Annotated in this window: 23 protein-coding genes; 12 read left to right on the top strand and 11 right to left on the bottom strand. The window is 59.3% G+C overall.

Features of this window, described 5'->3' with window-relative positions; genetic code table 11:
* Positions 1-167: 167 nt before the first annotated feature.
* The 5 genes from ACQCSW_RS20520 (at position 168) to ACQCSW_RS20500 (ending at position 3,150) form a co-directional block, all read left to right on the top strand.
* The gene (locus ACQCSW_RS20520; protein ID WP_426990815.1) at positions 168-581 is read left to right on the top strand and encodes a DUF3846 domain-containing protein; all 414 of its coding nucleotides are present in this window, start codon (positions 168-170) and stop codon (positions 579-581) included.
* A 163-nt stretch (positions 582-744) separates the two neighbouring features.
* Positions 745-1,701 carry a DUF3560 domain-containing protein gene (locus ACQCSW_RS20515; protein WP_426990814.1) on the top strand — a complete coding sequence of 319 codons (957 nt, stop codon included), beginning with the start codon at positions 745-747 and terminating at the stop codon, positions 1,699-1,701.
* A gap of 116 nt (positions 1,702-1,817) precedes the next feature.
* On the top strand, positions 1,818-2,027 hold the full coding sequence (locus ACQCSW_RS20510; RefSeq protein WP_426990813.1) for a hypothetical protein: 210 nt from the start codon (positions 1,818-1,820) through the stop codon (positions 2,025-2,027).
* A gap of 332 nt (positions 2,028-2,359) precedes the next feature.
* The gene (locus ACQCSW_RS20505) at positions 2,360-2,854 is read left to right on the top strand and encodes a hypothetical protein (protein WP_426990812.1); all 495 of its coding nucleotides are present in this window, start codon (positions 2,360-2,362) and stop codon (positions 2,852-2,854) included.
* Positions 2,854-3,150: a helix-turn-helix domain-containing protein gene (locus ACQCSW_RS20500; protein WP_426990811.1), complete on the top strand. Its 297-nt coding sequence runs from the start codon at positions 2,854-2,856 to the stop codon at positions 3,148-3,150. Before ACQCSW_RS20505 ends, ACQCSW_RS20500 begins: the two co-directional genes overlap by 1 nt.
* Before the next feature lie 321 nt (positions 3,151-3,471).
* On the opposite strand, the gene ACQCSW_RS20495 is transcribed toward ACQCSW_RS20500, so the two are convergent.
* From ACQCSW_RS20495 to ACQCSW_RS20480, 4 genes are all read right to left on the bottom strand, one after another.
* Entirely contained in the window at positions 3,472-4,356 is an 885-nt protein-coding gene (locus ACQCSW_RS20495) for a hypothetical protein (RefSeq protein ID WP_426990810.1), read from the bottom strand.
* 86 nt (positions 4,357-4,442) lie between these two features.
* Complete coding sequence (locus tag ACQCSW_RS20490) at positions 4,443-5,054, bottom strand: hypothetical protein (RefSeq protein WP_426990808.1); 612 nt, start codon at positions 5,052-5,054, stop codon at positions 4,443-4,445.
* On the bottom strand, positions 5,051-5,740 hold the full coding sequence (locus ACQCSW_RS20485; protein WP_426990807.1) for a hypothetical protein: 690 nt from the start codon (positions 5,738-5,740) through the stop codon (positions 5,051-5,053). Before ACQCSW_RS20485 ends, ACQCSW_RS20490 begins: the two co-directional genes overlap by 4 nt.
* Positions 5,741-5,859: 119 nt before the next feature.
* Positions 5,860-6,315, bottom strand: a complete 456-nt coding sequence (locus tag ACQCSW_RS20480) for an HD domain-containing protein (RefSeq protein ID WP_426990805.1) — start codon at positions 6,313-6,315, stop codon at positions 5,860-5,862.
* 531 nt (positions 6,316-6,846) lie between these two features.
* Between ACQCSW_RS20480 and ACQCSW_RS20475 the strand changes: the two genes are divergently transcribed.
* From ACQCSW_RS20475 to ACQCSW_RS20455, 5 genes are all read left to right on the top strand, one after another.
* Entirely contained in the window at positions 6,847-7,074 is a 228-nt protein-coding gene (locus ACQCSW_RS20475; RefSeq protein ID WP_426990804.1) for a hypothetical protein, read from the top strand.
* A gap of 74 nt (positions 7,075-7,148) precedes the next feature.
* Positions 7,149-7,406 carry a hypothetical protein gene (locus tag ACQCSW_RS20470; RefSeq protein WP_426990803.1) on the top strand — a complete coding sequence of 86 codons (258 nt, stop codon included), beginning with the start codon at positions 7,149-7,151 and terminating at the stop codon, positions 7,404-7,406.
* 110 nt (positions 7,407-7,516) lie between these two features.
* The gene (locus ACQCSW_RS20465; protein WP_426990802.1) at positions 7,517-7,993 is read left to right on the top strand and encodes a M50 family metallopeptidase; all 477 of its coding nucleotides are present in this window, start codon (positions 7,517-7,519) and stop codon (positions 7,991-7,993) included.
* Positions 7,994-8,055: 62 nt separating this feature from the next.
* On the top strand, positions 8,056-8,295 hold the full coding sequence (locus ACQCSW_RS20460; protein WP_426990801.1) for a hypothetical protein: 240 nt from the start codon (positions 8,056-8,058) through the stop codon (positions 8,293-8,295).
* Positions 8,292-8,732: a hypothetical protein gene (locus tag ACQCSW_RS20455; RefSeq protein ID WP_426990800.1), complete on the top strand. Its 441-nt coding sequence runs from the start codon at positions 8,292-8,294 to the stop codon at positions 8,730-8,732. The genes ACQCSW_RS20460 and ACQCSW_RS20455 overlap by 4 nt, the downstream gene beginning before the upstream one ends.
* A 122-nt stretch (positions 8,733-8,854) precedes the next feature.
* Here the strand turns inward: ACQCSW_RS20455 and ACQCSW_RS20450 are convergent, their stop codons facing one another.
* The 3 genes from ACQCSW_RS20450 to ACQCSW_RS20440 all read right to left on the bottom strand — a co-directional run bounded on the left by ACQCSW_RS20450 (position 8,855) and on the right by ACQCSW_RS20440 (position 13,254).
* Positions 8,855-9,148, bottom strand: coding sequence for a hypothetical protein (locus ACQCSW_RS20450; protein WP_426990799.1), 294 nt, complete (start codon positions 9,146-9,148; stop codon positions 8,855-8,857).
* A 25-nt stretch (positions 9,149-9,173) separates the two neighbouring features.
* Positions 9,174-11,483, bottom strand: a complete 2,310-nt coding sequence (locus tag ACQCSW_RS20445; RefSeq protein ID WP_426990798.1) for a hypothetical protein — start codon at positions 11,481-11,483, stop codon at positions 9,174-9,176.
* A 1,165-nt stretch (positions 11,484-12,648) separates the two neighbouring features.
* Positions 12,649-13,254: a hypothetical protein gene (locus tag ACQCSW_RS20440; protein WP_426990797.1), complete on the bottom strand. Its 606-nt coding sequence runs from the start codon at positions 13,252-13,254 to the stop codon at positions 12,649-12,651.
* 778 nt (positions 13,255-14,032) lie between these two features.
* On the opposite strand from ACQCSW_RS20440, the gene ACQCSW_RS20435 reads away from it, so the two are divergent.
* On the top strand, positions 14,033-14,212 hold the full coding sequence (locus ACQCSW_RS20435; protein WP_426990796.1) for a hypothetical protein: 180 nt from the start codon (positions 14,033-14,035) through the stop codon (positions 14,210-14,212).
* Between the two features lie 617 nt (positions 14,213-14,829).
* Here ACQCSW_RS20435 and ACQCSW_RS20430 read toward each other — a convergent pair.
* Together ACQCSW_RS20430 and ACQCSW_RS20425 are read right to left on the bottom strand one after the other, a co-directional pair.
* Positions 14,830-16,206 carry a UvrD-helicase domain-containing protein gene (locus tag ACQCSW_RS20430; RefSeq protein WP_426990795.1) on the bottom strand — a complete coding sequence of 459 codons (1,377 nt, stop codon included), beginning with the start codon at positions 16,204-16,206 and terminating at the stop codon, positions 14,830-14,832.
* Positions 16,199-17,881, bottom strand: a complete 1,683-nt coding sequence (locus ACQCSW_RS20425; RefSeq protein WP_426990794.1) for an ATP-dependent nuclease — start codon at positions 17,879-17,881, stop codon at positions 16,199-16,201. Before ACQCSW_RS20425 ends, ACQCSW_RS20430 begins: the two co-directional genes overlap by 8 nt.
* A 437-nt stretch (positions 17,882-18,318) precedes the next feature.
* Here ACQCSW_RS20425 and ACQCSW_RS20420 point away from each other — a divergent pair, with 437 nt between their 5' ends.
* Positions 18,319-19,182: a ParA family protein gene (locus tag ACQCSW_RS20420; protein WP_426990840.1), complete on the top strand. Its 864-nt coding sequence runs from the start codon at positions 18,319-18,321 to the stop codon at positions 19,180-19,182.
* 1,358 nt (positions 19,183-20,540) lie between these two features.
* Here ACQCSW_RS20420 and ACQCSW_RS20415 read toward each other — a convergent pair.
* Positions 20,541-21,245 carry a hypothetical protein gene (locus tag ACQCSW_RS20415; RefSeq protein WP_426990793.1) on the bottom strand — a complete coding sequence of 235 codons (705 nt, stop codon included), beginning with the start codon at positions 21,243-21,245 and terminating at the stop codon, positions 20,541-20,543.
* Between the two features lie 18 nt (positions 21,246-21,263).
* Entirely contained in the window at positions 21,264-22,835 is a 1,572-nt protein-coding gene (locus ACQCSW_RS20410) for a peptidoglycan DD-metalloendopeptidase family protein (RefSeq protein WP_426990792.1), read from the bottom strand.
* Positions 22,836-22,844 lie beyond the last annotated feature (9 nt).

Genomic DNA, 22,844 nt, shown 5'->3' with positions numbered 1-22,844 from the left:
GAAAGCCGACGCGCTCGGAGACGCAGTTGGCCGCCACCTTCCCGAACGGTGCACGTTCATCAGCAAGCCCTGGCTAACCAACTACCCCGCCATACACTGCAGTTTCCGAAGACAAGACCAATTCGAAAGTGGGTTGACAACCATCTCAACGTCTTGATACTTTATTTATGTCAGATCAAGTTAAGAGAGAGGTCAACATCATGACTGCAGTTTCCATCCTGGTTATCCCGGCAGACTCCGCCGAAGCCGTTCGAGTTGAGTGCATCGAGCCCGGCCTGGAGCCCTTCCAGAAGCTGGTGGGCGGCTACATCGAGCAGCTGCCCGGGCGCGACGCCCCAGGCCTAAACGGGGACTCCTGGCTCGCCTACGTGAACGAGGAAGGAAAGCTCGAAAACCTCCCGGTAAACGAGAGGGCTACAGCCTTCATGCACTCCGTTGGAGGCATCTACGACTGGGACACCATCAATGGCGCCATGATCATCATCGGCGAGGGTGACGGCGAGGAATCCGACTACGCGGACATTCCACCCCAACTCCTACGCTTTGCCGGCCAGAGCATGGACATCGGCATTCCCGCCTAGGGGATCAGGCGATCCAGGGAGGCGCTCCGGAAAAGTCCGGGGCGCCTCCCCCTTTGCCTGAATGTGGCCAAACGTGGGTCGTATTTGGCCAAAAGTGGGTTGACAACTCCTCTTCAGTGACGATAGATTTATGATGTCAGATCAAGTTAAGAAAGGCTGGATAATGCTGTACATCACCCACTCCCACGAAGAGGGAACCCTGATCGACGGAACTGCCAAAGGAGATGGCACCGCGCCTATCCTGAAGGCCAACGCCTGGCGCTGGTCTTCAGGGCTCGGATCCTGGTATGTCCCCAACAGCCGTGACCGGTTTGCCAAACTCCACCAGATCGAGGCAACGGCAAACGCCTTGCGGTCCGCCGGCTTCGCCGTCGAGATCGAGATCGACGACAGCCCCCGCGATGCCGCCACCACGGAAGCTGCCCGGCATGAAAGGGCCAATGCCCGCGTTGCCTCACTGAGCGCCAGAGAGGCCCGTAAAACCGCTATCGCCCGGAGCGCCGCAGATCGCCTGGATACCATCAGCCAGTCTCTGCCGCCCTTCGGCCAGCCGATTCTCATGGACCACTACAGCGGGCCCCGAATGCTGCGCAAGGCCGAAAAATTCCGCAATGCCGCCCACCGGGACATGACGGCCCGTGCCGCTGCAGGGGAAGCTTCCAGGCGCGTTGAAGCAGCAGAACAGACGATGAAGTTCCGGGAGACTCCCACCGTCGTCGCCAACCGGAATACCCGCCTCACCGCGGAGGTCGCGCGTCTTCAGCGGCAGATCTCCGGCCACGAACGGACGCTCTACACGGTAGGCGACGTCAAGCACACCGAAGTCACCCCGCCTGCTACCGGCGCCCACAAGGAACGCCTGAAGCTCATGCTGAAAGTAGCCACCGAGCAGCTGGCGCATTGGACCGGGATCCGCCAGCAGCAGATCGCAAACGGCGAAGCCAATGACTACGGACCCAAGTCCATCAGCAAGGGCGACCACGTCCGCCAGGGAAAGACCTGGCACGTCGTCCGCCGGGTAAACGGCAAGAGCGTCTCCGTGCCGGCCAGCTACAACCCGGCCAGGACCGAAACGATCGCCTACACCGACCTCACCGGCCACAAGCCAGCGCCCCAGTAACCTGGGGCGGCCCAGGCGGCCGCCCCACATTTTCCCGGCTTCACTGTCCGGAACCCTCCGTCCACCAACACCTCTTGTTGGTGTCAACGCTTCACCTCGCTATAGAGAGGAACACCATGTCTATCTCAGCAATAGCCCCATCCCCCGCCTCCATCACCTGGACGCAGCTGCACACAGCCATCGTCCAAGCCCTGCGTCATGTTGAGCCGGGAAGCCCCGCTTACATCACCGCGGACGTCCTGACAGACGAACTCCTGGACGCTCTCTCATCGGCCACGGGAACAGCACCCGCGGCCACCGCCGGCCAAGGCAGCCCGCCCGAATAGACCCGGCCGCCAATCCACTTCCAGTACCCGAAGGACTGAACATGCCCCGCAAATTCGCAAGCCTGCGCCCGACAGAACAACACCTGCTCAAAGATCGCTACCCCGGCCACGTCTTTGAGCTAGATGAAGACGTCACAGATCCCGGCCGGCCCTACGCTTCATTGATCGCTGAAATCACCCCGCAGCCAGCACCCCGCTTAGACGCATCACTGGCGGAAGAGCCCATGCTGCCCCTCTTCGTAAGGGGCCTCGCCTCCGACGGAGATCCCCAGAGCCCTTCCTCGGACGTCTTCCGTAAATAGACTGCCGGGAGCAAGGAAAGCGGGAATCCAATGACCACAGCCAGATACGCCCAAAACACCGCCGTCGACAGTGCGACCTCACGGGCTGAGATTGAACGCACACTGGCCCGCTACGGGGCCACAAGCTTCATGTACGGATGGGAAGAGAGCCGCGCAGCGATCGGATTCGTCGTCAACGGTCGCCAGGTCCGGTTCGTGGTTCCCATGCCGGATCGCAGCGAACGCCGGTTCACCCACACCCCGGCCAAGGGCCAGCCCAGGACAACAGAAGCCGCAGCCAAGGAATACGATCAGGCAGTGAGGCAGAGCTGGCGTGCACTGGCCCTGGTCGTCAAGGCAAAACTCGAGGCGGTAGCGGCCGGGATCGTCTCCTTCGATGAAGAATTCTTCGCCCACCTTGTGCTGCCCGACGGCCAGTCCGTCTTTAGCCACGCCAATCCAGCGGTGCAGCGCGCCTTCGAAACCGGCCAAGTGCAGCCACTGCTGCAAATTGGTCAGAGTCCCGCCCACGGAAAGGAAAGCTGATGGCGCAATGGTCCGAGGGCATAGCCGCCGCAATCCCGGAACAGCCGGCCACCATCCGCTTTCCAAAAATGCTCACCCTGGAAGATGTTAGAGATGTCCTCAATGTCGGCATGCCCGCCGTTCGGGCAATGGTCACATCCGGAGAACTGCGAGGCTTGCAGCTCTCCGGCGGGCGCCGCATGTGGCGCGTCAGCGAGGACGACCTCGCAGCCTACGTGGAGCGCTGCTATCAGGAGACCCAGGAACGCATCGCAGCGGGAACAATCAAGGCAGATGCCCCCGAGGGTGACGAGTAAAGCGATGAGATCCGCAATGGCCAGCGTGATTGCCTGCTGACCTTCGGAATTGGACATTGCTTGGATCAAGCAGCCCTTGCGATACCAAGTGGTGATTGGCCACCGCCCTGCAGCTTGTGGTTGTCCCCGCCAGCCTGAAGACCTGGACCATTGCTAACGGTTCCTTCGTTCCGGAACTGGTCCCGCACATCAAATGTGTGTCGTCCACGGCTGAAAAGATCCCGGCCGCTCCCCTCAGGTTTGTCGGCCGCGGAAGTCTTGGCCCAAGGGGCACCCGAGCCAGCTTTGCGTTTCCAGCAGGGTGTCTGCCAGCGAATCGTGTCAGCCCAGGCGGTTGCTGGCTTTGAGGAGGAATACGATCAGTGACCCCATCCGGGCGAAGAGATAGTCCTGTGCTTCCTTGGGCACCGGATGTTTATCAGTCTCGTGATGTCGAATCATGAACTGATTGCCCAAGTTAGTTAGGGCTTTCATCTCGGCGCTGGTGATGTCTCTGAACTCGCTACTAGCGATGTTATCCAGCAGCGCTTCGGCGCTTTGCTTCTTATTTCCCACGTAATCGATGGTCTTGAGACGTTCGAAGCCATCCCACAGCTTCTCCAATGCCAAGGCCCGATCATCCTCTTTGCGCGACATGTAGAGCTTTTTGGCCTGACCAAGAAGGGCGTCCAGATCGGGATCACCACTCGCCGGCGTCATCTGCTCGATAACTTGCTGCACGGCCGTGGTGCCGATTCTTTCGATCTGCGATTTCGGACTCAGTTCATACATAGTTCCGCCGCGTCGAAGGATCTGATTAACCTCTTCCCGGAACTCCTTCCGGCCAGCGGCCTGGTCAAAAGTGAGCTCGTGGTGCTTATAAAAGCTGTGATGCGCACCCTTGATTGGCTTCGATACTTTGTCCGCCGCATATTCGATCAGGTCAAATATTGCGCCGTCCGGCTGTGTGGGCGTCATGCCCCAGCTGTCCGGTCCCTTCAGCTCCGGGACCAGAGCTCTTACGTTGCCCCAAAGTCCACCTCGATTTGTGCCGATGACACCATTGCCGTCCTGGCATTCTTCGGGAAAATGGGAAGCAAACCAATGGCTGTCGGCTTTCGATTGGAACAGCTCGTAGAGCCCCTTGGACGTGTGTTCTGGAAGATCGTCGTTGATCCTGGGGACGGGACCGTTCGCTCTGTCGGTAAAGAACTCTTTAGAAGCCATTTGCCTATTGTGGCAGCCCTTGCAGAAGCATCAGAAGAGCCGGCCCCCGCGCGCCGGCTCTTCCCTTTCAAGCCACGATCCAGACACTAATCCTCAGGCTTTTTGGCGGCAAGAGTCGGGCGAATTTCTACGTTATAGCCTTGCTTTACCGGCTGCACCCTCGACTCGACGATGATCTTTTCGGCTCCGTCGCGCTTGGCCTTTATCGTCATCCCGGTGACACCAGACATCAGCCGCTTTCTTTTGCCGCGTCTAATGTCACTCGCCAGGGAAATGGCGGCATGGCGCCTCGCAGGTTCGTAGGTCTTCACAGTGATCCACTGTCCCAGCTTGAGATCCTGGACAACCTCAATGGAGGGCCTCTTCGACCCTTTTCCAGCCGGCAGCCCCAGATCAGATGTGCTGCGCACTTCGTTTTTGTTCTGGTTGCGGAATTCCTCTACGACCCATCCCAGCGACCGCTCGTCGATCCTCTTGAGTTCCGGGATTCTCTTGAGAACGTTTTTGGCTGACATCTCTTTAAAGACGACGCCTTCGACGTAGCCAGGACCGGCCTCCAGCTCCGGGTACCTGTGCCAGCTTCCGGTATTTGGAACGTAGACGAAGAACCGACGCGGGCTGGTTTTAGCCCTGGCTCCTATCCACAAAAGATTTCCATCTTCATCGAGCACTTGCTCATACCCGTACTGGTCGGTCACTTTTTCCTCCTCTCCACCGGGGTTCCGCCGAGCTTCTTTAACTTGTCTATACCTGGTGGACGAGGAAGTGAAGCGCTTCGCTCCGTCATCTGCTTCTCCAGATCCGATCTGCGAGGATCCCCAGGCTCCAGCTGGCGGGCCTCCTCATAGATCAGATGGACTTCATCTTTGATCTTCTGGGAATGCTCCGAGTGGACCTGCAGCTCGAAAAGCCGCCCCTTGGGACTCCGCACCGTGAGGTGCAGGCCCTTATAGCTGCTGCCATCAACATATGAATGTTCAGCTTCTACTACCTCATACCCCTGACTCTTCAAGTGCTCCACGGCCGAGGTGGCGGTAGGCACCAGGTGGTCATGATCCGCTGCTTCGATCGTGTACCTGACGATGTCGGTCATCCTGGATGCCACCTCCGCCGGCGACTTGGGGTGCGCAGAGGCAGCGGCCAGCTTCACACGATCACGTATCTTGCGAGCGAGCGAGGACGGGGACTTCATCCTGAATTCGAGTCCCGAGGCGCGGGCACCGGAAGGAACCGAAGCCATGATGTCAGTGGTTATCTGCGATTCATCAGCCGCCACGTCCGCCAGTGTTCCGATTGCCTCCGCAACAACCGCGGCCGGCAGCACCGGCTTACCCTTCTCCACGGCCCACAGCTGGTCCAGCTCTGGTTCCTGGTGACCTTCCACAGACCAGGTTACGTCTGGACGGTCTTCGGCATGCTCGGGCAGGAGATCCGCATGACTCAGCTGCTTGAGCCGCCTGGAATCCCTGCATCTGCGCCCGCCTTCGGCACAAGATTTACACATCAGGCAGCTGCCAGCAGCTTCCTGGCCAGGGCGTACTTGTTCCGCAGCCTCTCGGCCGTCTGGGGATCCAGGCGCGAAACCCTCTCAGGGGACGTGTTGTCTGCCAGATCCGCATTCTTCACCATGACGGCCAGCGGATTCGACCTGACCCGGGCGAAGTAGTCTTCCATTCCCTCGCCGGCCCGCTTTGTCATTGAGTCGACCGCGGCAACGACCGAACCGGGAAACCCAGCTTCAAGGAGATCCTGCAGCGAGATCCTGGTGTCTTCAACGACGTCGTGCAACCAGGCGACGGCCACCGCTTCATCCGGCGCATCAACGAAGAGGGACCGCACGAACTCAGCCACCCGGGCCGGGTGGTCAATGTAAGCAGCGCCGGCTTTATCGGTCTGCCCTTCGTGTGCCTCTGCAGCCAAGCGTGCGGCGCGGGCTACAAGGTCCTGGTTGCGTTCCATGCGTCCAATCTATCGATTTCCTGATCGCGAAACAAGGGTGACACCCTTGCCCGCCCAGCCGGATGGCCGCAAAAACGAAGGAGACCCCCACCAGGCAAGAAAGGTCTTAATTGTCAGATCAAGTCCGCTGCCTGGTGAGGGCCATGATCCGCCGGAAGTAAAACTGTCTCAGCGGATGCTATCGAGGCTACATCAACCGGTGCTTGCGAATCCATCAGACCCTGCCTACGATGAGCGGGAAGGGCGGCCCCCAAACCTCCTGTCGAGTCCGGGGCCGCCTTCCTTTTTGCCCTCACCCAGGCACTCCCCCAGGCGCGTTGATTCGGCCGCGGCCGCTGGCCAGTTCCGGGCAGGCACTCCAACCTTGCAACGAAACCCGCTTGACACCTCTCTTATACGACAGTAGTTTTATATATGTCAGATCAAGTTAAGGGAGGGTGAAATGCTCCGTTCGCCTCAGAACCGCAATGCGCCGACCCGGCGCCCTGCCCCCCGGACCCTGAACTCCGCCGGGACCGCAGGAACCCAGCCATGAAGATCAACCTGCACGAGGAAGCCGAATCGTCCGACGTCGCCCGATGGGCCGCCTCCAATAGAATCCTCACCGGCCACGGCTGGAGCGGTCAGGATGCGGCCGCCATCGAAAACCTGATGCTCAAAAGCCCCTCATTCCGCCGGCGCCTGCTTTTGCTGTATCTCGCCGCCAAACAGCACGGCAAACCCGCCGGACAGCCGTTGCCGGGAAAGTCCCCGCGATAGCCAGCCGGATTCTGTCCGAAACCTCCATTCACTGGCCCCTCTTGTTGGTACCGATACCAACCAAGGAGCAAGCCATGAATCAACCCGCCCCCACCCAGCAGACCTCCGCAACCTTCCCAGGGAAAGCGAGGGTCATTGCATTCAGCGTGGATCCGCACGTCACACTCGACCCCTTCCAGGTCCCCGGATATTCGGAGGACCTCAGCTGCCGCGAACGCGAAGATATCCTGGACGAAGCCGAATGGGCCCTTGAGGACCAGGCCGAGCCGGAAGACTCAGCATCCGGAGAAACCCCACGTCTCAAGCCGGCTCTTTCCCAGACCCATCGGTGAGATCAGTCAACGACAGCGGACGGTATGACTCAAAGCGCAGGCATGCCGTCCGCTTTCGTATCCGGAAATTACGAATCACGATCACCCCGGGTGCTGCCATCGAAGGCTCCGTGCTTGCGGCCTCCTGGTGGGTGATCACCTCGATCGCAGCTTCCCCCGCTCACATAACACTGGACACGGTCCCGCCGGCCCTTCTTTTCGGCGCCGCCTGTTTCGCAACCACCGTGGCCCATGAAGCCGGGCACGTTCTCTGCAGCCTGGCCCTCAGGAGACGAGTCCACACCATCCACGTCGGAACCTCATCGTTCATTCACCACGACCAAGGACACCCCGTTGAGAACCTTCTGATTCTTACCGCGGGCCCCATCACCCAGATCCTTGCCGGAATAGCACTCCTGGCCGCGGGCTTCCCCGCCGGGAACCCTGCCATTATGTGGGCCGGCATTTTCAGCATGGCTTCCGGCTCGGCGCAGCTCCTGCCCGTCGGTCCCGTCACCGCAGACGGGCGCAAGATCTGGAGGAGCATCAGGTTGCGTCCCAGTAAGGAAATTCCTGATTCCGGGGGGTCCTTGTCGAAAGCTGCTTGACAGCAGGCCGGTACGTTACTAGTTTTATATTTGTCAGATCAAGTAATTAGAAAGGTACCGTCATGCACAACTCATCCCTGCCTCTGCCGTCCCCGAAGCACAGTTCCGCAGCTCCGGGCCAGGCAGCATCCTGCAACACCTCCAGCTCAACGCCCAAAGGGCGGGTCACCAACTTGAGGCACTTCGCCCAGGCCAAGCTGCGCCTTTCGGACAGCACATTCGAAAGGCACCTGGTCTCCGTAGCCGACTCCGACTACCAGGCGCCGGACAGTCACTCTGTTGCTCCGGAGCGGACGCCATGACACCGCGCGCGCTCAAACTGCTACAGGACAAACGTCAGGCGATCGACGCAGCAACTGCGAAACGCGAGGATGCCATCAGCGGGCTTGTGCATTGGATCTCCTCAACCCACAGGGCCTCCGGCCGGTCCCTGGTGGAGCTGATCCGTGAAGCCGGATTGAGCCGGCAGACATACTACAAACGCCAGGGTGCCGGCACGAACCAGGGCGTGACTCAGGACTTCCACGCACTCCGAAAGAGCTACACGGAGGCGGAATCGGAACTGGAGACACTGCGGAAGGAGCGCCAGGAACTTGTAGTCGAAGCTGCAGATCCGACCGCCGAGGAAGTCGCCCGGGCGGCCGGGGTAACAGCGACCTGGGTTAGGGTCCTGCGTCGCCAGCTGGCGAACGAGGGCAACGAAGCCGGCGTACCGCGACCTGACACACAGCACAGCTAACAAGTTTGCCGCTCGAACGGGAGCGCGCGGGCCCTGGGAATCACACCCAATGGCCGAATACAGCAAAGCCCTCGTGGCGACTGCGACTTCCAGTCACTACGAGGGCTTTTGCTATGCCAAGGTTATGCAGCCTGGTGCCGCCGGTGCTTCCTCACTGCTGAGTACAGGGCACCCAGCAAAGCCAGCCACACCATTCCGCCGGCGATCAGGATCCTCGGCATGTCCAGCCCAACTGATCCGTCCCCACCCAAGGGAACGGTAACGCTGCTGGTAACCATCAGTCCCTGCTGGATTGCCCAGGCTTGGATCGGCTCGAAGAAGCCAACCAAGCTGAAACTCCCCAGCACCCCTGTTGCCAGCAGGATGGCGATGATGGTGAGGACCTGATCCTCAACGCTCTCCGACGATTCGTTCATTACTCATCCACTCCTTGCGCTGGTTTCATTGCTGTTTCCGTATTGGGAAAATCTCGCCTTCAGGCGCAACGATGGTTTCGTCCGCACCATCGTCAGTGACACAGGCGATCACCCAGTGCCCCTCTTCTGATTCGTCAGCCATGGAATCCGCGACGATGCCCCAGATCCCTTCACCTTCATCGATGAGGACCTTCGTCCCTGGAACGATGTCCTCGATGCGAAGGGTTTCGATCTCCCCGAAACAGTCTTCGGATTCTTCTTCCGCGGAATCCTCTTCTTCGAGCTTTTCCCTGATGCGAAGATCCGAGACACTGGCCAAGCCTTTTCCGGAGTTCGCACGGGATGTTGACTGCATCTTCTCTGGTCCTGCTTCGGAGGGCTCCGGATCACCAGCGCGGACAAGCCGGAGAATCGAGCGTTCGGGCTCAGACTCGGTCACTTCAGTGCTGATCTGCGTATCCTCAACGTCAGCTTCCAGCGCGTCCCTTCCACCTTCTTCCTGATCGGATTCTGCGTCCTCCGGTTCTTCATAGTCCAGGGGGAACATCCTTGCGTTGGCATACTCGGAGTAACTGGGGAGCAGCTCTTCGCTCGACCCATCCTTGGATTCTCCGAACGTTGATGTGGGCAGCACGATCTTCATCTTTGGATGCAGAGTCTGGGCGGGTTCGAGGCCCTCGAGAATGGCCAGGTCTTCGGGTTCTTTCGCTTTGCGGGGATCTGGTGTCCAGTAGGCCTGGAACTCGACGATGTCCCCTGCTTCGTTCCTGGTGGTCCCGCGGCCGCGGATGTTGGTTGGAACGGCCACGCCAGCGGTCGGGTTGTTGTACATCATCCGTGCGCCGTCCATGTCCAGGGGGCCCATGGAGACGCGGCAGCTAAGGTTCAACCGCGGTTCACCGGATCCGAGCACCTCAGCGTCTGGCCGCTGCGTCAGCAGGACGATGTGCACCCGCGCTGTACGTCCGGCGCGAAGGACGGCGTTGACCTTGCGCGACGTCGGAACTTTGGCCGGTTCGCCCTGTTGTTTGATCTCTGAGTACCAATCGGCCAGGTCTTCCCGAAAGAGTGCGTATTCATCCAGGAAGAGGCAGTACGGCTGGAAGTCGTCTTCCTCCGCCTCGCCGGCGACGATCTGTGCATAGCGGTCCTGCATCAGTTCAAGGGCTGCGTGGACCAGGCGGACCTGTTCTTCCAGGATGGCGCCGACACATCTGACATTGGGCCAGGACTTGTACCCAATGAACTCGATGAGCTTGGCGTCCGAGACGTCGATGAGCCAGCCTCTTGCCGCCAGTTCGGTCAGGATGCTGTGGGCCACGACGGTCTTGCCTCGGCCGGTGCGCCCCACGATCAGCATCATGGGGTCAAGCCACGGCCGCCAGGCCATGTGTTCGCCGGTTTCGTCGATCCCGTAGCGAAGTGGTGTTTTGTAGTTTTCCTGGGGTGTGCCCACCATCGGAGCTATCGGCGGGTGGGCAATGAAGGTGGGAAGGTCTGGCCGAAGCGTGAACGTTGCGGTGTCCTCTTCGGTGTTCCAGTCGACCTTCCACCTCCCCGGGATCTGGACAGAGAACTTGTGCGCCTTGTCCTTACGGACCAGGGCGCTGGTGAGGTTCATACCGATGTTGTGCTGTACGTGCACCTTCGAGAGTTTTTCGTTCTCCCATTCCAGGTCGATCCTGGGAGCATCCTCGTTCGGTGCGGAGAACAGCTTGGTCGCGATCTTTGTGACTCGCTCAGTCAGCGGATCCTGCTCTTCTTCCGCAGCAATTTCTTCCGCCCCGGGATCGATCTGGTAAACGAGCTGGCGTTTCCGGGGGTCATGCTTGACCAGCTCATAGGTCATACCGACCCGATCGGAAAGCAGCTCGGCCAGTTCCTCACGGAGGGTGGCGTTGCCGGCCGCGCCCTGGTCATAGGTGATTCTGATCTTGGCTGGATATCCCAGCCAGCCGCCGGACCAGCGAAGTACTTTCAGCGATTTGCGTGTCAGGTACGTGGAGACAAGCGAGGCAATGTCCTCGGTTGCTCGATCGGAAAGAGCTGCCCTTTCCTTCCGCCGAAGACCGAGGGCAACGATCCCGCCGCACACCACTCCGGCGGCCAGGACGGTCGGTGCCACCGCGCCGGTGGCCGCCTGCAGCAGCTCGGCGCCCACGGCCACCCCGGTTGCCGGCGGAACCGCTGCCACACCAAACTTCCAATCCTGGGGCTTGGGTTTCAGCGTGGGGGCAATCCCGGATTGGACGCGCTCATATCCCCACTGGTGGACTCCCGGCTCAACCGGCCGCACGGGCATAGGGGGCTTCTTGACGCGCTGCTTTGTCAGCATCTGATCTCCTCGGTGGTCGACTCTTACCAACAAGAGGGGCCGCCAAATTGCGAAAACGGACAAATCCGGTGTTGCTATTAACTTGACAGGGTGATTAGACTCGGCAAGGAGTTGCGCCTTCAGGCCAACCTCTGCAGACTCCGAGTCTCGATCTCACCCAATCTGCGTTAGCAATATATGCTCCGCGCGCTCCTGACGCAGGCATCATTGTCCTGTCTCATCTAAGTTGAGGCAATCTCACTACAGATGAGGCATTGCCCGTTTTTGTCTCACTGTAGTTAAGGCATTCGCGCGGGCGTGTCTCACTTCACTTAAGGCATTGGCCAGTTTCGTCTCATTACAGTTGAGGCATGGGACACGCTGCGGCGGCGTCCGAGGCTTGTGCCGGACGCGACATTGCTCCAGGCGCCCTGACCTACAGGGAGCAGTTTTCCTCCACACCCCACCAGCCAGATCTGGCAATTTCCCAAAGCAAATGCACGAATGTCCAAAGTCGTCTGCAATGCCTAGGACTGAAACCACCGAAATGGTTCCGAGCCCCCCTCAGGCTGTCGTGGCCGCCGGGCCAACCCCTATGATCGCCGTATGGGCATGTCTTCGCGGATGATCATTATTGGCAGCATAACCGTAGTCGTGCTCACGTCCAGCCTAGTGGGATTGTGGTCCGTATCGACTCAATTAGAAACGTCCCAGAATGCGCTTTCAGGCGCACAATCGCAGCTTGAGCAGACAAGAAAAAGATTGGCCGAGCGGGAGGCGGATTTGGATGACATGGCGGCCGAGCTTGAGGCAAGCAATTCTGACTTGGAACGAAGCGCTGCGAAGGTAGCCGAACTGGACTCGCGCTTAGGGGCCCAACACGCGAATCGTGAGCAAGGAGACATGGTATCCAGCCAACAGGTCGCAGATCTACAGGCAGCCCTGAGCCAGTGCCGGGCCGTGTTGGTCGGAGCGAGGCAGAGCGGACAATTCCTTGAGGACGCCTATGACAATCTCCGCAAAATTGCGTTATCCGTACTCGCCAATCCCTCCAATCCCGCCTTCGTTCCCGGGCTTGAAGCCCGGACGTATCGGGACCAATATGCAAACAATCCCGCCTCAGCGTGGCGGTGCTGAGAGCATTTATCGCCAGACGGCCAATTCCACGATCTGAGGCTTTGGCTGCTTACCGGAGCCCCTTGAGGAGACCAACGCAGGCATCCAACAGATGCTCACGGAACAGTTCGTACCGACTGTTGGCCGGGTCATGTGCCGGATGGAATAGGTACAGCCTCGGACGGCCATCCGATTCAGTGTCGAGATAGAGGCCACCGACTCTCACCGACTGCCCAGGGTATCTGGGGTGCTTGCCGATGCTGTCCTTTATCCATTGACGAAAATCGATTCTGGACGGGCCAAACCAGGCAGGGGGAGGGGCGAAGTCTCCGTGGGCGACTAGTTTGTCTGGTTCGACTAAGTTGTGACGCCATTCCCAGAGTTGCCCGAAGACGTCGATCCCCCATTTTGAAGCCAGGACCCAGCCATCGGCGGCCCTTACCATGGGGTTACTCGCAGGCCCCTTGAAGAAATACTGAAGTCTAGACGTCGGCTGTGCAGAAAGAACCTCGAAAGGTTCCGTTGGAACTCCGCGTTCAAGGAGCAATTTCGCGAGCTCAAGGCACAGCAGTCGAATTTCATCTACTGCCGCTACGACATCCGGGTAGGCCTCTGCCCCTGAATCGACATTCGCGTCGTCACCCATTTTTTCGTTGAGCTCGTCCTCGATCCCCATAAGGTGATGTTAGCCGTAGGGGCCAAAAGTGCACGAGTTGCGCCGCACCGGTGGGGACTGTGGCCATGGCCGCCAAAGGCGCGATGACCTGGTCCTGCCAGCGCAGGCGCTCCCACGCCTCATCCGACATCCCTAGCAGGCCCCGCTCCAGGATCTGCGGGTCATCCGATGTCATGACCGGAGAGAACAGTGCAGACGACTCTTGACCATGATTAAGGCTAGTGCAGGCGGCTTCTGAAGAAAATGCCGGCAGTGCAGATGACTTCTAACAATCGGATGTCAACAGTCCCGTGCACCCGGGCCGTTCTTCCGCATGAAGTGGTGAAGGCGACTTCTGAAAATGACATCAATTCCGCGGAATCCGGACACGTAGGGTCACGGTCGCAGTAGTCGGTGAGACGTCTCGTATCCTTAGGAATAAGAAACCGTGGTGCGGCTCTAGATCCTCGTTCATTCGGCTCGATGCGCCATCTAGCGATTACAGAATGCCGCCAAAGAGCGCCAAAAGTCACATCCAAGTTGGGGCATTCCGGGTTTCTGTTTCATTACAGTTGGGGCATGGGACGCGCGATGGCGGCGTTCGATCGTCCTCCCTTGCTTTTACCATGACCCAGACGCTAAACAAGAGCCAGGACATTTGGGCGCAGGGACGTCGACAATAGGCCTCTGCGAACTTGAGGGATGATTGGAAAGAGGCCCACCCAACATGACACCACGAGTGAAGTTCCTCTTGAACGTCGGGCTCGTTCTACTTGGCCTAGGTATCCTCATTGGCATCATGCCCGCACTCGTCTTTGGAAACTTTGAACCTGTTTGTGGATCGGCTTGGTTCCGCGGCATTGGTGGTCCGATTTGCACTCCTGCGCTTCTAATGCCGACCGTTTTCTCCTTGATGCTTGCAGTACTAGGTATCGCCTTGCTGATCGTTGGTTTGGCCATGAAGCAAGGGAATGAATAGCACACACTTTGCGGCGCCTCAGGAGCTATGCACTTCTCCAGATCTCTTCATCCCGAGTGGATTTGATGCATCTGCAGGGCCTGACTGTTCGGCAGATAGCTGACCTCTGCGGGGGCGGTGGGGCCTCAGACCGACCGGATTCACAAGGGCCCGGCCCTCGGGTTCCAAGTGGAGCATGGGAGTGCAACAGCCCAAGGTTGAGCGCTTTCAGCGGATCAGCAGCCTCGTGGGAGGTTGTCCATGCGCACTCTTCGGCGCGACGGCAGCGGGCCTGGCCCCTGAAAACCACCACCACTAAACGAACCGCACAGCTACGCCAGACGATAGGGTCATTCTTCGATCTGCCCCAACTTGGATGAGACAACCAACCTTCAATTTGTCTCATTCAAGTTGGGGCAACCCCTCGATTCAGACACTCGCTGCCTCAAGTTATCTGAGACAGGACATCATCTAAGATGACCCAATCTCACTACAGTTGGCCCATCCAGCCAATCTGTCTCACTACAGGTGAACCATTCGTCCGGCGTGTCTCATCACAGATGACCCAGCACTCGCGATCGTTGGCCTGTTCCAGCGGGCGCGCTCCTCCAACGGGAGAATCCTTGGTGCGTTGAAGACTATTGACCCGTTCTGGCAAGAATCAGCCGCTTCGATGCACGGCTCAAGGCAACGTACAGATGATTTCTCGAAGTGATCGTTGGAGGGTCGAGAACAATCACGTTGTCGAACTCCAAACCTTTGAGCCGCAGCGTCGTGCCCACGATCGTTCCGAACGGTTCCCACGACGAACGATGGTTTTGTCCTTCGATTAATTGGGACACGCATTCCTCTATGGAGGAATCCGGGTCCGCTTGGCCCATGAAAAGACCTTCGACAAGAAGCTTTTGGAGTTGCGGCCGGTACGTATAGCCGCACGGACTATGGATGAGAAGCCGGAAGAATTCGAGCACGGCTTCACGGCTTCCGTGGTTGAGATAGAGCGCAGCTGCAGCGACAACGGGTTGCGTCGACTTGCTGGCCTGGCCCTTGCTCTTCAGGTTTCTGCAGAGAGTCGTGACGATGGGACTCGACACTGCGGTACGTGTTTTTGCGGCGAATTCGACAATAGCGAGGAGGACTGCCACGCGATCAGATGCGTTATCGACGGTCCGTGCAACATTTCGGACGTCGACAAGATCGGATGTCTCAGCTACGCGAATCAGGCCCCTATATGAACGCGCTATAACGGAAAGCGCGTTGATGTTTGAGTGATTGGGATAGATCACTGCAGTGGTACCTTCGCGGGGGATGACGTCGTACAGACCCCCGCGTGATGCCTCGCGTTGAAGCGTCACGATCTCCAGCGGGTGGCTGTCCGGAACCGAGGGTCTCCTGCCAGCCATCAAGTCAGTCCTGGCAACGGCAAGCCATTCACCGAGTGCCGGATTCGTATTGGTCCACCGGTGCGGTGTCGACAATGTTTCCAGGAGCGGGAGGGTGTCAGTCGACCCGTTCCAGGGAGCTGAAGGCGTGCGACCGAAATCGAAGATGGCTTGAAGAGGATCTCCGAGAACGACCGTTGGAATGACGCCGGCCAGGATTTCCACAGTGCGGGCCTGATCTGGGCTGCAGTCCTGGAACTCATCGACTATGACGAGATCAAACCCCAGTGCTACGACTTCCAGAACGGTGGTGCTCTGTAGCGCTTTAAGAGCTGCGGATTGGATATTCGACAACTCTGGCTTGGTGCCTTCCGTCCATTCGGCCCGGCTTGGAAAGGCACGTACGAGCTTAAGCGAGAAGGCGGAGATGGTTTCGATGCGAGGCCTTTTACTTCCACGAATGGCAACTCGGCGCCTAAGCGCTGCAATTCCGGCGTTCGTATGTGTGAGGACCAAGATTCGCAGCTCGGGATGGTTCTCGACGGTTTGCCCGATTGAATGGGTCTTGCCATGCCCCGCGGGCGCCACCACGGCACCCGTCCCGAGCGCTGCCAAGTCTACCCAGTCAGACACTGGCCGCCCACGCTCGGAGTTCGTGGACAATTCGTAGCGCTGAAGTACCCTCCCTAATTGCCTCCTGATCGGCGAGCACGATCGCTGCGAGATGTTCACCGCCGCTCAAGGACTTGAACCAGGCGGAATCCTTATCTTTTGCGAGGGCACCAAGGGCGCCCCGCATGATGTCCAGTTGGGCGCCCGGCACCGCTTCCTCTGTGAGGATTCTTGTAGTGACAGACTCTTCGCAGCCCCTTGACCTGAGGGCATCAACCACCGACTGGTGGGAGGCATTAGTCAGACCGTGCTTGAGCGCTCGGCGTAAGCCGTCCGCCGAGAGCGATCCGATGACCTGCTGTTCCGTGCTTCTTCCGTTGTCGCTTCGGATCAATGTCGCGGATGGAGGCAGCGATGAAAGGTCAACATCCGAATCGTGGTCACAAAAAACGGCTGTGCGGTAGCCGAGTTCGGCGAACGCCGTCGCATATTTGACCAGGTTTCCGTCGCCGCCGGCGTCGGCCGTGGAAACCGCCGTAATCAGGAGCGGATTGTTTTCTTCGGCGTGCGAATAGACGCCGCGTGCGAAGCCGGCCTCAGTGACGCCTTCGCAGACCAGGACGTTAGGCCCGAGGAATGCTTCGGCATTTTTTCGCAGGACACCCTGGAAGGTTGGACTAGGGATGATTGCTCGCGTCCTGCCTGATGGTTCCCTGCGGATGACAGTCAAGTTCGAATGGTTCAGTTCTCGCAGAACGACGGGCGAGTGCGTGGTCACGAACACTTGGGAGAGGTGCGATTCGTCGGAGGTGCGCTGTTCGAGGGCGCGCAACAGGTGTCGGATCCGAAACGGTTCCAGACCAGCTTCGAGCTCATCGACGAGGAGTATACGTGCGTCCTCGGAGTTAGCCAGCTGAACCGCCACCCCGGTGAGCCGCCGCGACCCCAATCCGTGTCGTTCTAGGGGCACGTCTCCGTTGTGAAGGGATACAGCGCCTTCGCCGAGCTGAAAGGAATCTGAGTTCAGCGCCGCTGAAAGCGTTGCCGTCGGCTGTATGCCGCGCAGCAAATGTGCCTGGACCGTGACCTTTTCGGCGATCCCGTTTAGTTCGTTGAATGCCTGAACCGTAGCGCTTTTGGCAGCTCGCGAGGCTTCGACGAGCGCTTGGCCCGTGGGACGCTGGTCCGCAGCCCCGGTCATGCGAAGGAGCGCGGAGTTCCGTGACCATCGCAGATCGGTGACGTTGTCGCCGCCCACCCGAACTACCCCGAATGCTGCCCGGTGCGAAGCACGCAGAACACCTGGCGTGCTTTGTCGGTCAGCGATCACCTGCCAGACAGGTTCGAGATAGCGGTCGACACGAAGCTCCACGGTCAATGCAGGCCGATCAGTGTCGGGCTCATCGTTAATCTCGCCCTTCGCATCAACACCGCGTACGTAGCCCATGAAAGTGCCGAGACCGAGAAGTTCGGCCGGTGGCTCAACAACGGTGGCCTGAATAAGGAAGCCCTTGGTGGCAGTCGCCGGACCGTGGAAGTCGTTGTCCGTGAAGGTGTGGCTCCACCGTGAGGAAAACAGAAGGCCAAGGGCATCGAGAATTGTTGTCTTACCCGAGTCACCTGGCCCGACAAGGGCAGTGAGACCCGTGCTCGGGCGCCATTTCAAATAATGAATTCCTCGGAAGTCTTCGATCAAGACTTCGTGTATGCGCATGCGATCTGTCCCCTCGTCAGTCGGGGCAGGAGCGCCCGAAGCATGATTGTGTTCAACCTATGGGGCGGGGAGCTGATTCATGTGTTCTGCCCCTGCCTTCCGTAGCCCTACCGCGTCTCGGCAGGTCCCACTAACAGCATGACTTCCATTCACACCATTGACTTTCAGTGTGAATGCCATTCACACTGAAGTCAACCAGTCAAGCAAAGGAGGACCCATTGGCAGAGCCGAATCCAGCCAAGGAATCGGACCTTTTGGGCCTGTTCGAGGTCGCCGACCTGGCGCATACAAGTCGGCCTGTAGTAGCAAATTGGCGAAACCGGGATCCGCGTTTTCCGAAGCCGATCGCCGAGCTGCGCAGCGGCCCTGTCTTCAGTGCGGAGCACATCATCAGGTATCTACAGAGAAGGAAGAAGAAGATGACTCACGTCGTTTCGACAATCAACCTCAAGGGTGGGGTCGGCAAAACCACGACCACTGCGGCCTTGGCCGAGTTCTTGTCAGCCGAATTTCATAAGAAAGTTCTGGTCATCGACCTGGATCCACAGACGAACCTGACGACGGTGCTAATTGGTGAGGACAAATGGAAGGAACTGAACGATGCCGGGTACACCCTAGCCACTCTGTTCACCGACGCACTGAAGTCCGATGAAGATGAACCGGACTTCGACCTTGAAAAGACACTGCAGCGGAGAGTGTCTCCTGTGCGGGATGTCGGCAGCGTTGACCTGATCCCGTCTTCGCTGGACCTCATCGACGTGCAGGATAGGTTGGGCTCAATGTCATCTGGTCGCTTCCACTCCAACGTACCGACTGACCTGCTTCGCAGAGCTGTTCGAGGCATTCTCGGCGACTATGACTACGTTCTGGTCGACTGCCCACCCAACCTCGGCATCGTAACGTTGAATGGTCTTCGTATCTCCGACGGCTACATTATTCCGACAATCCCCGATGTACTGTCCACCTATGGAATTCCCCAGATTCAAAAACGGGTAAAGCAGTTTGCCGACGGCATCGGTGAAGACATTGCGGAGATCGGAATCATCGTGAGCAAGTACCGGTCGGCCTCTACTTTGCATATGAATACCGTCAAGCGGTTGAAGGAGAACCCGAACCTCCCAGCCGTCTTGTCATCGGTTGTGCCTGAGGCCAACCAAATCGCGTCCTCCGCGGAGTTTGCAGACTACGGAACCCTGCGGCAAAAATATGGATACGCGGGCCAGTTCGACACCTTCCGTGAATTGACTCGTGAGTTTATGCAGCTAGTCGAGGAGACGACATGAGCGTGGAACGGGATCGGACGCCTGCAGTTGCTGCCGAGCAGGTTCTAGCACAGGAGATATCACGCCTATGCAACGCCCTTCAGGAGCTAGCGAAACAACGCGGTGCGGGGCTGGCGTTGACGCTTGTCCGTACATTTGCGGCGATAGCAGACGAAGCCTCCCGGACGGCTCGCTTTGCCAAGACCCTCATGTCAGCTTCAACGCCTTTAACTGAACAAGGAACTAATGAATCGAAGCCGAGATCTCGCAGGCGTTCCCCGGGGGCCATTGATCCCTTCGCCGTTTACAGCGAACTGGGCGAAGAAGGCCTTCGGCTAGACCTTGCGAAACTAGAAATCGAGGGACTGCGCGACATCGTTGCCGAGCACGGAATGGATCCAGATCGACTTGCCATGAAGTGGAAGGATCCGTCGCGGGTAATAGATCGAATAGTGACACGTGTCGCTGCGAGGGCTTCCAAAGGATCTGCCTTTAGGTGATTTGCGGTGGCGCATCGCCTAAAGTTCCGGAACAATCGCGGCCAGTAATCGACGATGATCCACGAACTGGCTGCGCGGGATAAATTCTCATCCTTGCCGCCGCCTGGCACATGCTCATCGACGGCGAGTGCTACCAGGACCCCGGAGCCGACTTCTTCGCCCGACGCACGATCCAGCCAAAGCCAAAAAGCGCCATCAAAGGCATCAGCCCCCTTGGTTACCAAGTCACCCTGCCCCTACCACCGCTACCTGGCGCACGTTACTTTCACTCAGCCGGGAATGGCGGTTTCTCCGCTCCCGCAGGAGGTCCTTGGGTTCCTTTCCCGTCCGCAGGAGTGCCCCGCACAGGGTTCCCCTGAACCTTGCTCTGGCGCCCAGGGCCACTGCTGACGATGCGGTTGATAGCCGCTAAGGCTGGAGCGAAGTCACCGGCAGTATTCGACAGTTTGGGTCAACTAAAGTGAGACAAATCAGGGAAAACTGTCTCACTCTAGTTGACCCACCCCGCGAAATTCCGGGGCGCCGTGGTTCAACTTAATTGAGACGGGACAATCATGCAGTCATTGAGCCTTTCAGAGCCCACCAGACCCTCCTTCACTTACCTGGACGCCTTTCCCTCGGCTCACCCACAGCGCCTTTTCCGCCCGGTCATGGGCATCTCAGAAACCATGCCGTGGCCCCTGCCGACGGCCTGAACAGATCATGCGCTGCACTCGCCTGGTCTTTGCATTGACCATGCCTGGCAGGTTCCTTGCATTGGATAGCCCCACATCAGCGTTCTCCTGCCCGGGACATGCACGGCGCAACAAAGAATGGGTGGACGGAATGATCCGCCCACCCATCTCCTTTTGAAGCTCCGGGATCCTGACCCGGTGTTATCTACTCTGAGTGCTCAGCGTGGTCGTCGTGGACATGATCATCAATCACTGGTGGATTGGCCGGAGTCAACACCGGACGCGGGAGTTCCGGGACCGAACCTGAAACGGGGGCAGTGAAGGCGGCAACCTCCCAGCCGGCGGCTGCCTTCTGCACGATGACCATTTTGGTGAAGGGCTCGAAGGATTCCGGCACTGATCCCTCGGCTGCAGTGCTGATCCGGTACCTTGCCAGCACTGTCACCGACCCCTTGCTGAGGTCCTGGCTTTGCACGATTTCCAGGTCATCGATGATGGCCTGGCGCACGATTCGCGCCTGCACGATCTCATTCCATCCACGATCGCTTCCCTCCTGGCCGTACATGGATCGCAGCTCGGAGCCATATGTTGCGGTCGTGAAGCTGGTGGCCCGTTCCACCCAGGAGCCAGCGGTGGAATCGTCCCAGCGTTGGCCGGTGTAGGCGAGGATGAAGCTCTGGACGGTTCCCAGGACTGCTGCCTCATCGCTGGGAGGCAGGTCCTGGGAAAGGTTGGGATCCTTGCGCGGTGTGGCCGGGGTAGCCGGCGCAGCATCCGATGCCGGGCTTTCCACCGCAGTGGCTGGCGGCTCTTCTGCCGGCGGGGTGTTGGCCTTGGATACGGCACCGATGATCATGAAGGCGATGGCTATGGCCAGCACGGCCACGATGATGAGGGTTTTCTTTGTCACGGGGATTGCCTTTCAAGATCAGCCGTCGATGAAGGTGAAGTATTCGCTGCCAGGGTTCCAATCAACGGGGTGCAGAAGTGTGCCGACTGAGGGGTTCAGTGCGCTGTACATCATTCCGTCGCCGGCGTAGATCCCTACATGGGACCAGTGATTGGTTCCATCGGGGCTCTGAACGACAAGATCTCCCGGCTGTGGGTTGGTGGTTTTCTTACCCACTTCCCATTGCTCCGTGCGTGGGATCCCTTGGATGCCGGCCTTGCTCATCGCCCACAGGACGTAGCCGGAGCAGTCCCAGGCTTTGAAGTCGGTTCCGCCCCAGACGTAGCTCCCGCCCATGCCCTCACGGGCAGCAGCAATGATTTTGCCCCTTGCTGATGATTCAGCCCCGGGCAGCGGCTTGCCGGCGCCGAAGTCCTGGCCGGGGGTGCACCCGGTGTTGCCGCCTCCGCCAAGCCGGGCCAGCAAGGCCCGCGCAACAGGTTCCCATTTGCTGTAGGCGTCGGGGACTCCCGAGCGCTGGACAGCCTGGGCCGCATCGTTGAGGCTCCGTTGTTCCCATCCAGGAATCTGCAGCAGGCCCGGCGGCCAGTTGCCTGGGGAATCGTGGATCCCCCAAAACTTCAACGCTGACTTTTCCGGATCCATCAGATCCGTCACCGTCCCCCAGCCTTGTGAGGGGCGCTGCTGGACCAAGCCCACTGAGTCATGATCAGAGCCGACGGCGTCATGGGCCACGCTGAGCGATTCCTGCACGGAGGCGTTCGCATACATTTTGAACTTGGACTCCTGCAGTGCCGTCATCAGGAATACGAGGACGCCCTTTTCGCTGACGCCCGCGGCCCGGCCTGCTTTGACCGCCCGCTCGGCGTAGCCAAGCTTGGTTGCGTTCAGCTCGATGGTGATTCCTGCTGTCGTCGTGCCGGTGAATGTGGCCTGGGCTGCCGGCGCGGCTTCCCTGGGCTGTCCGACGGTGACGGTGCCAGGTCCGGATCCCTTGCTCCCGAGGGTAACTCCCCTGGATTTCATGAAGGCAACGGGATCCACGATCGCCCCGTTGACGTGGACCTCAAAGTGCAAGTGTGGTCCGGAGGACATTCCCGTGCTTCCGACGTTGGCCAGCGGCTGGCCCGCCTGGACTTTGTCGCCCTTGCGCACTTTCGTGGATCCGTTCTGGGCGTGCCAGTACCAGATCTGCACACCATCGCCGGCGTCGATGATGATGCCGTTGCCGGTGTCTCCCTCGGGGTTGGTGTCGCCGTTTCCGTAGGCTGCCACGACGGTTCCCCCGGAGGCGGAAAGGAAGGGCGTGCCATCCGGCGGTGCAATGTCCTGTCCGTTGTGGAAGGACCCTGCTCCGGCGACCGGCGCATCCCTGGGGCCATAGGGGGAAGTCAGCGGGCCCTCGACCGGGTTGGTCCAGCCGCCGGCGCTGATCGATCCGCCGATGGTGCAGATGTCCGTTCCTGAGCCGCTGCTCCTGCTCGCCACGGCCCCGACCAGGATGACCGGCAACGAGGCAACGCAGCCGGCCATGATCAGGACCAGGGCGAGAATGCCGGCGACGAGAGCTTTCTTGTTTGTCTTGTTCATGCTTTGACA

The sequence above is a fragment of the Pseudarthrobacter sp. Y6 genome, from assembly GCF_050156205.1.
Classification (GTDB): Bacteria; Actinomycetota; Actinomycetes; order Actinomycetales; family Micrococcaceae; genus Arthrobacter.
Note: the sequence above shows the minus strand (reverse complement) of the source record. Positions and strands in the feature narration are given on the sequence as shown.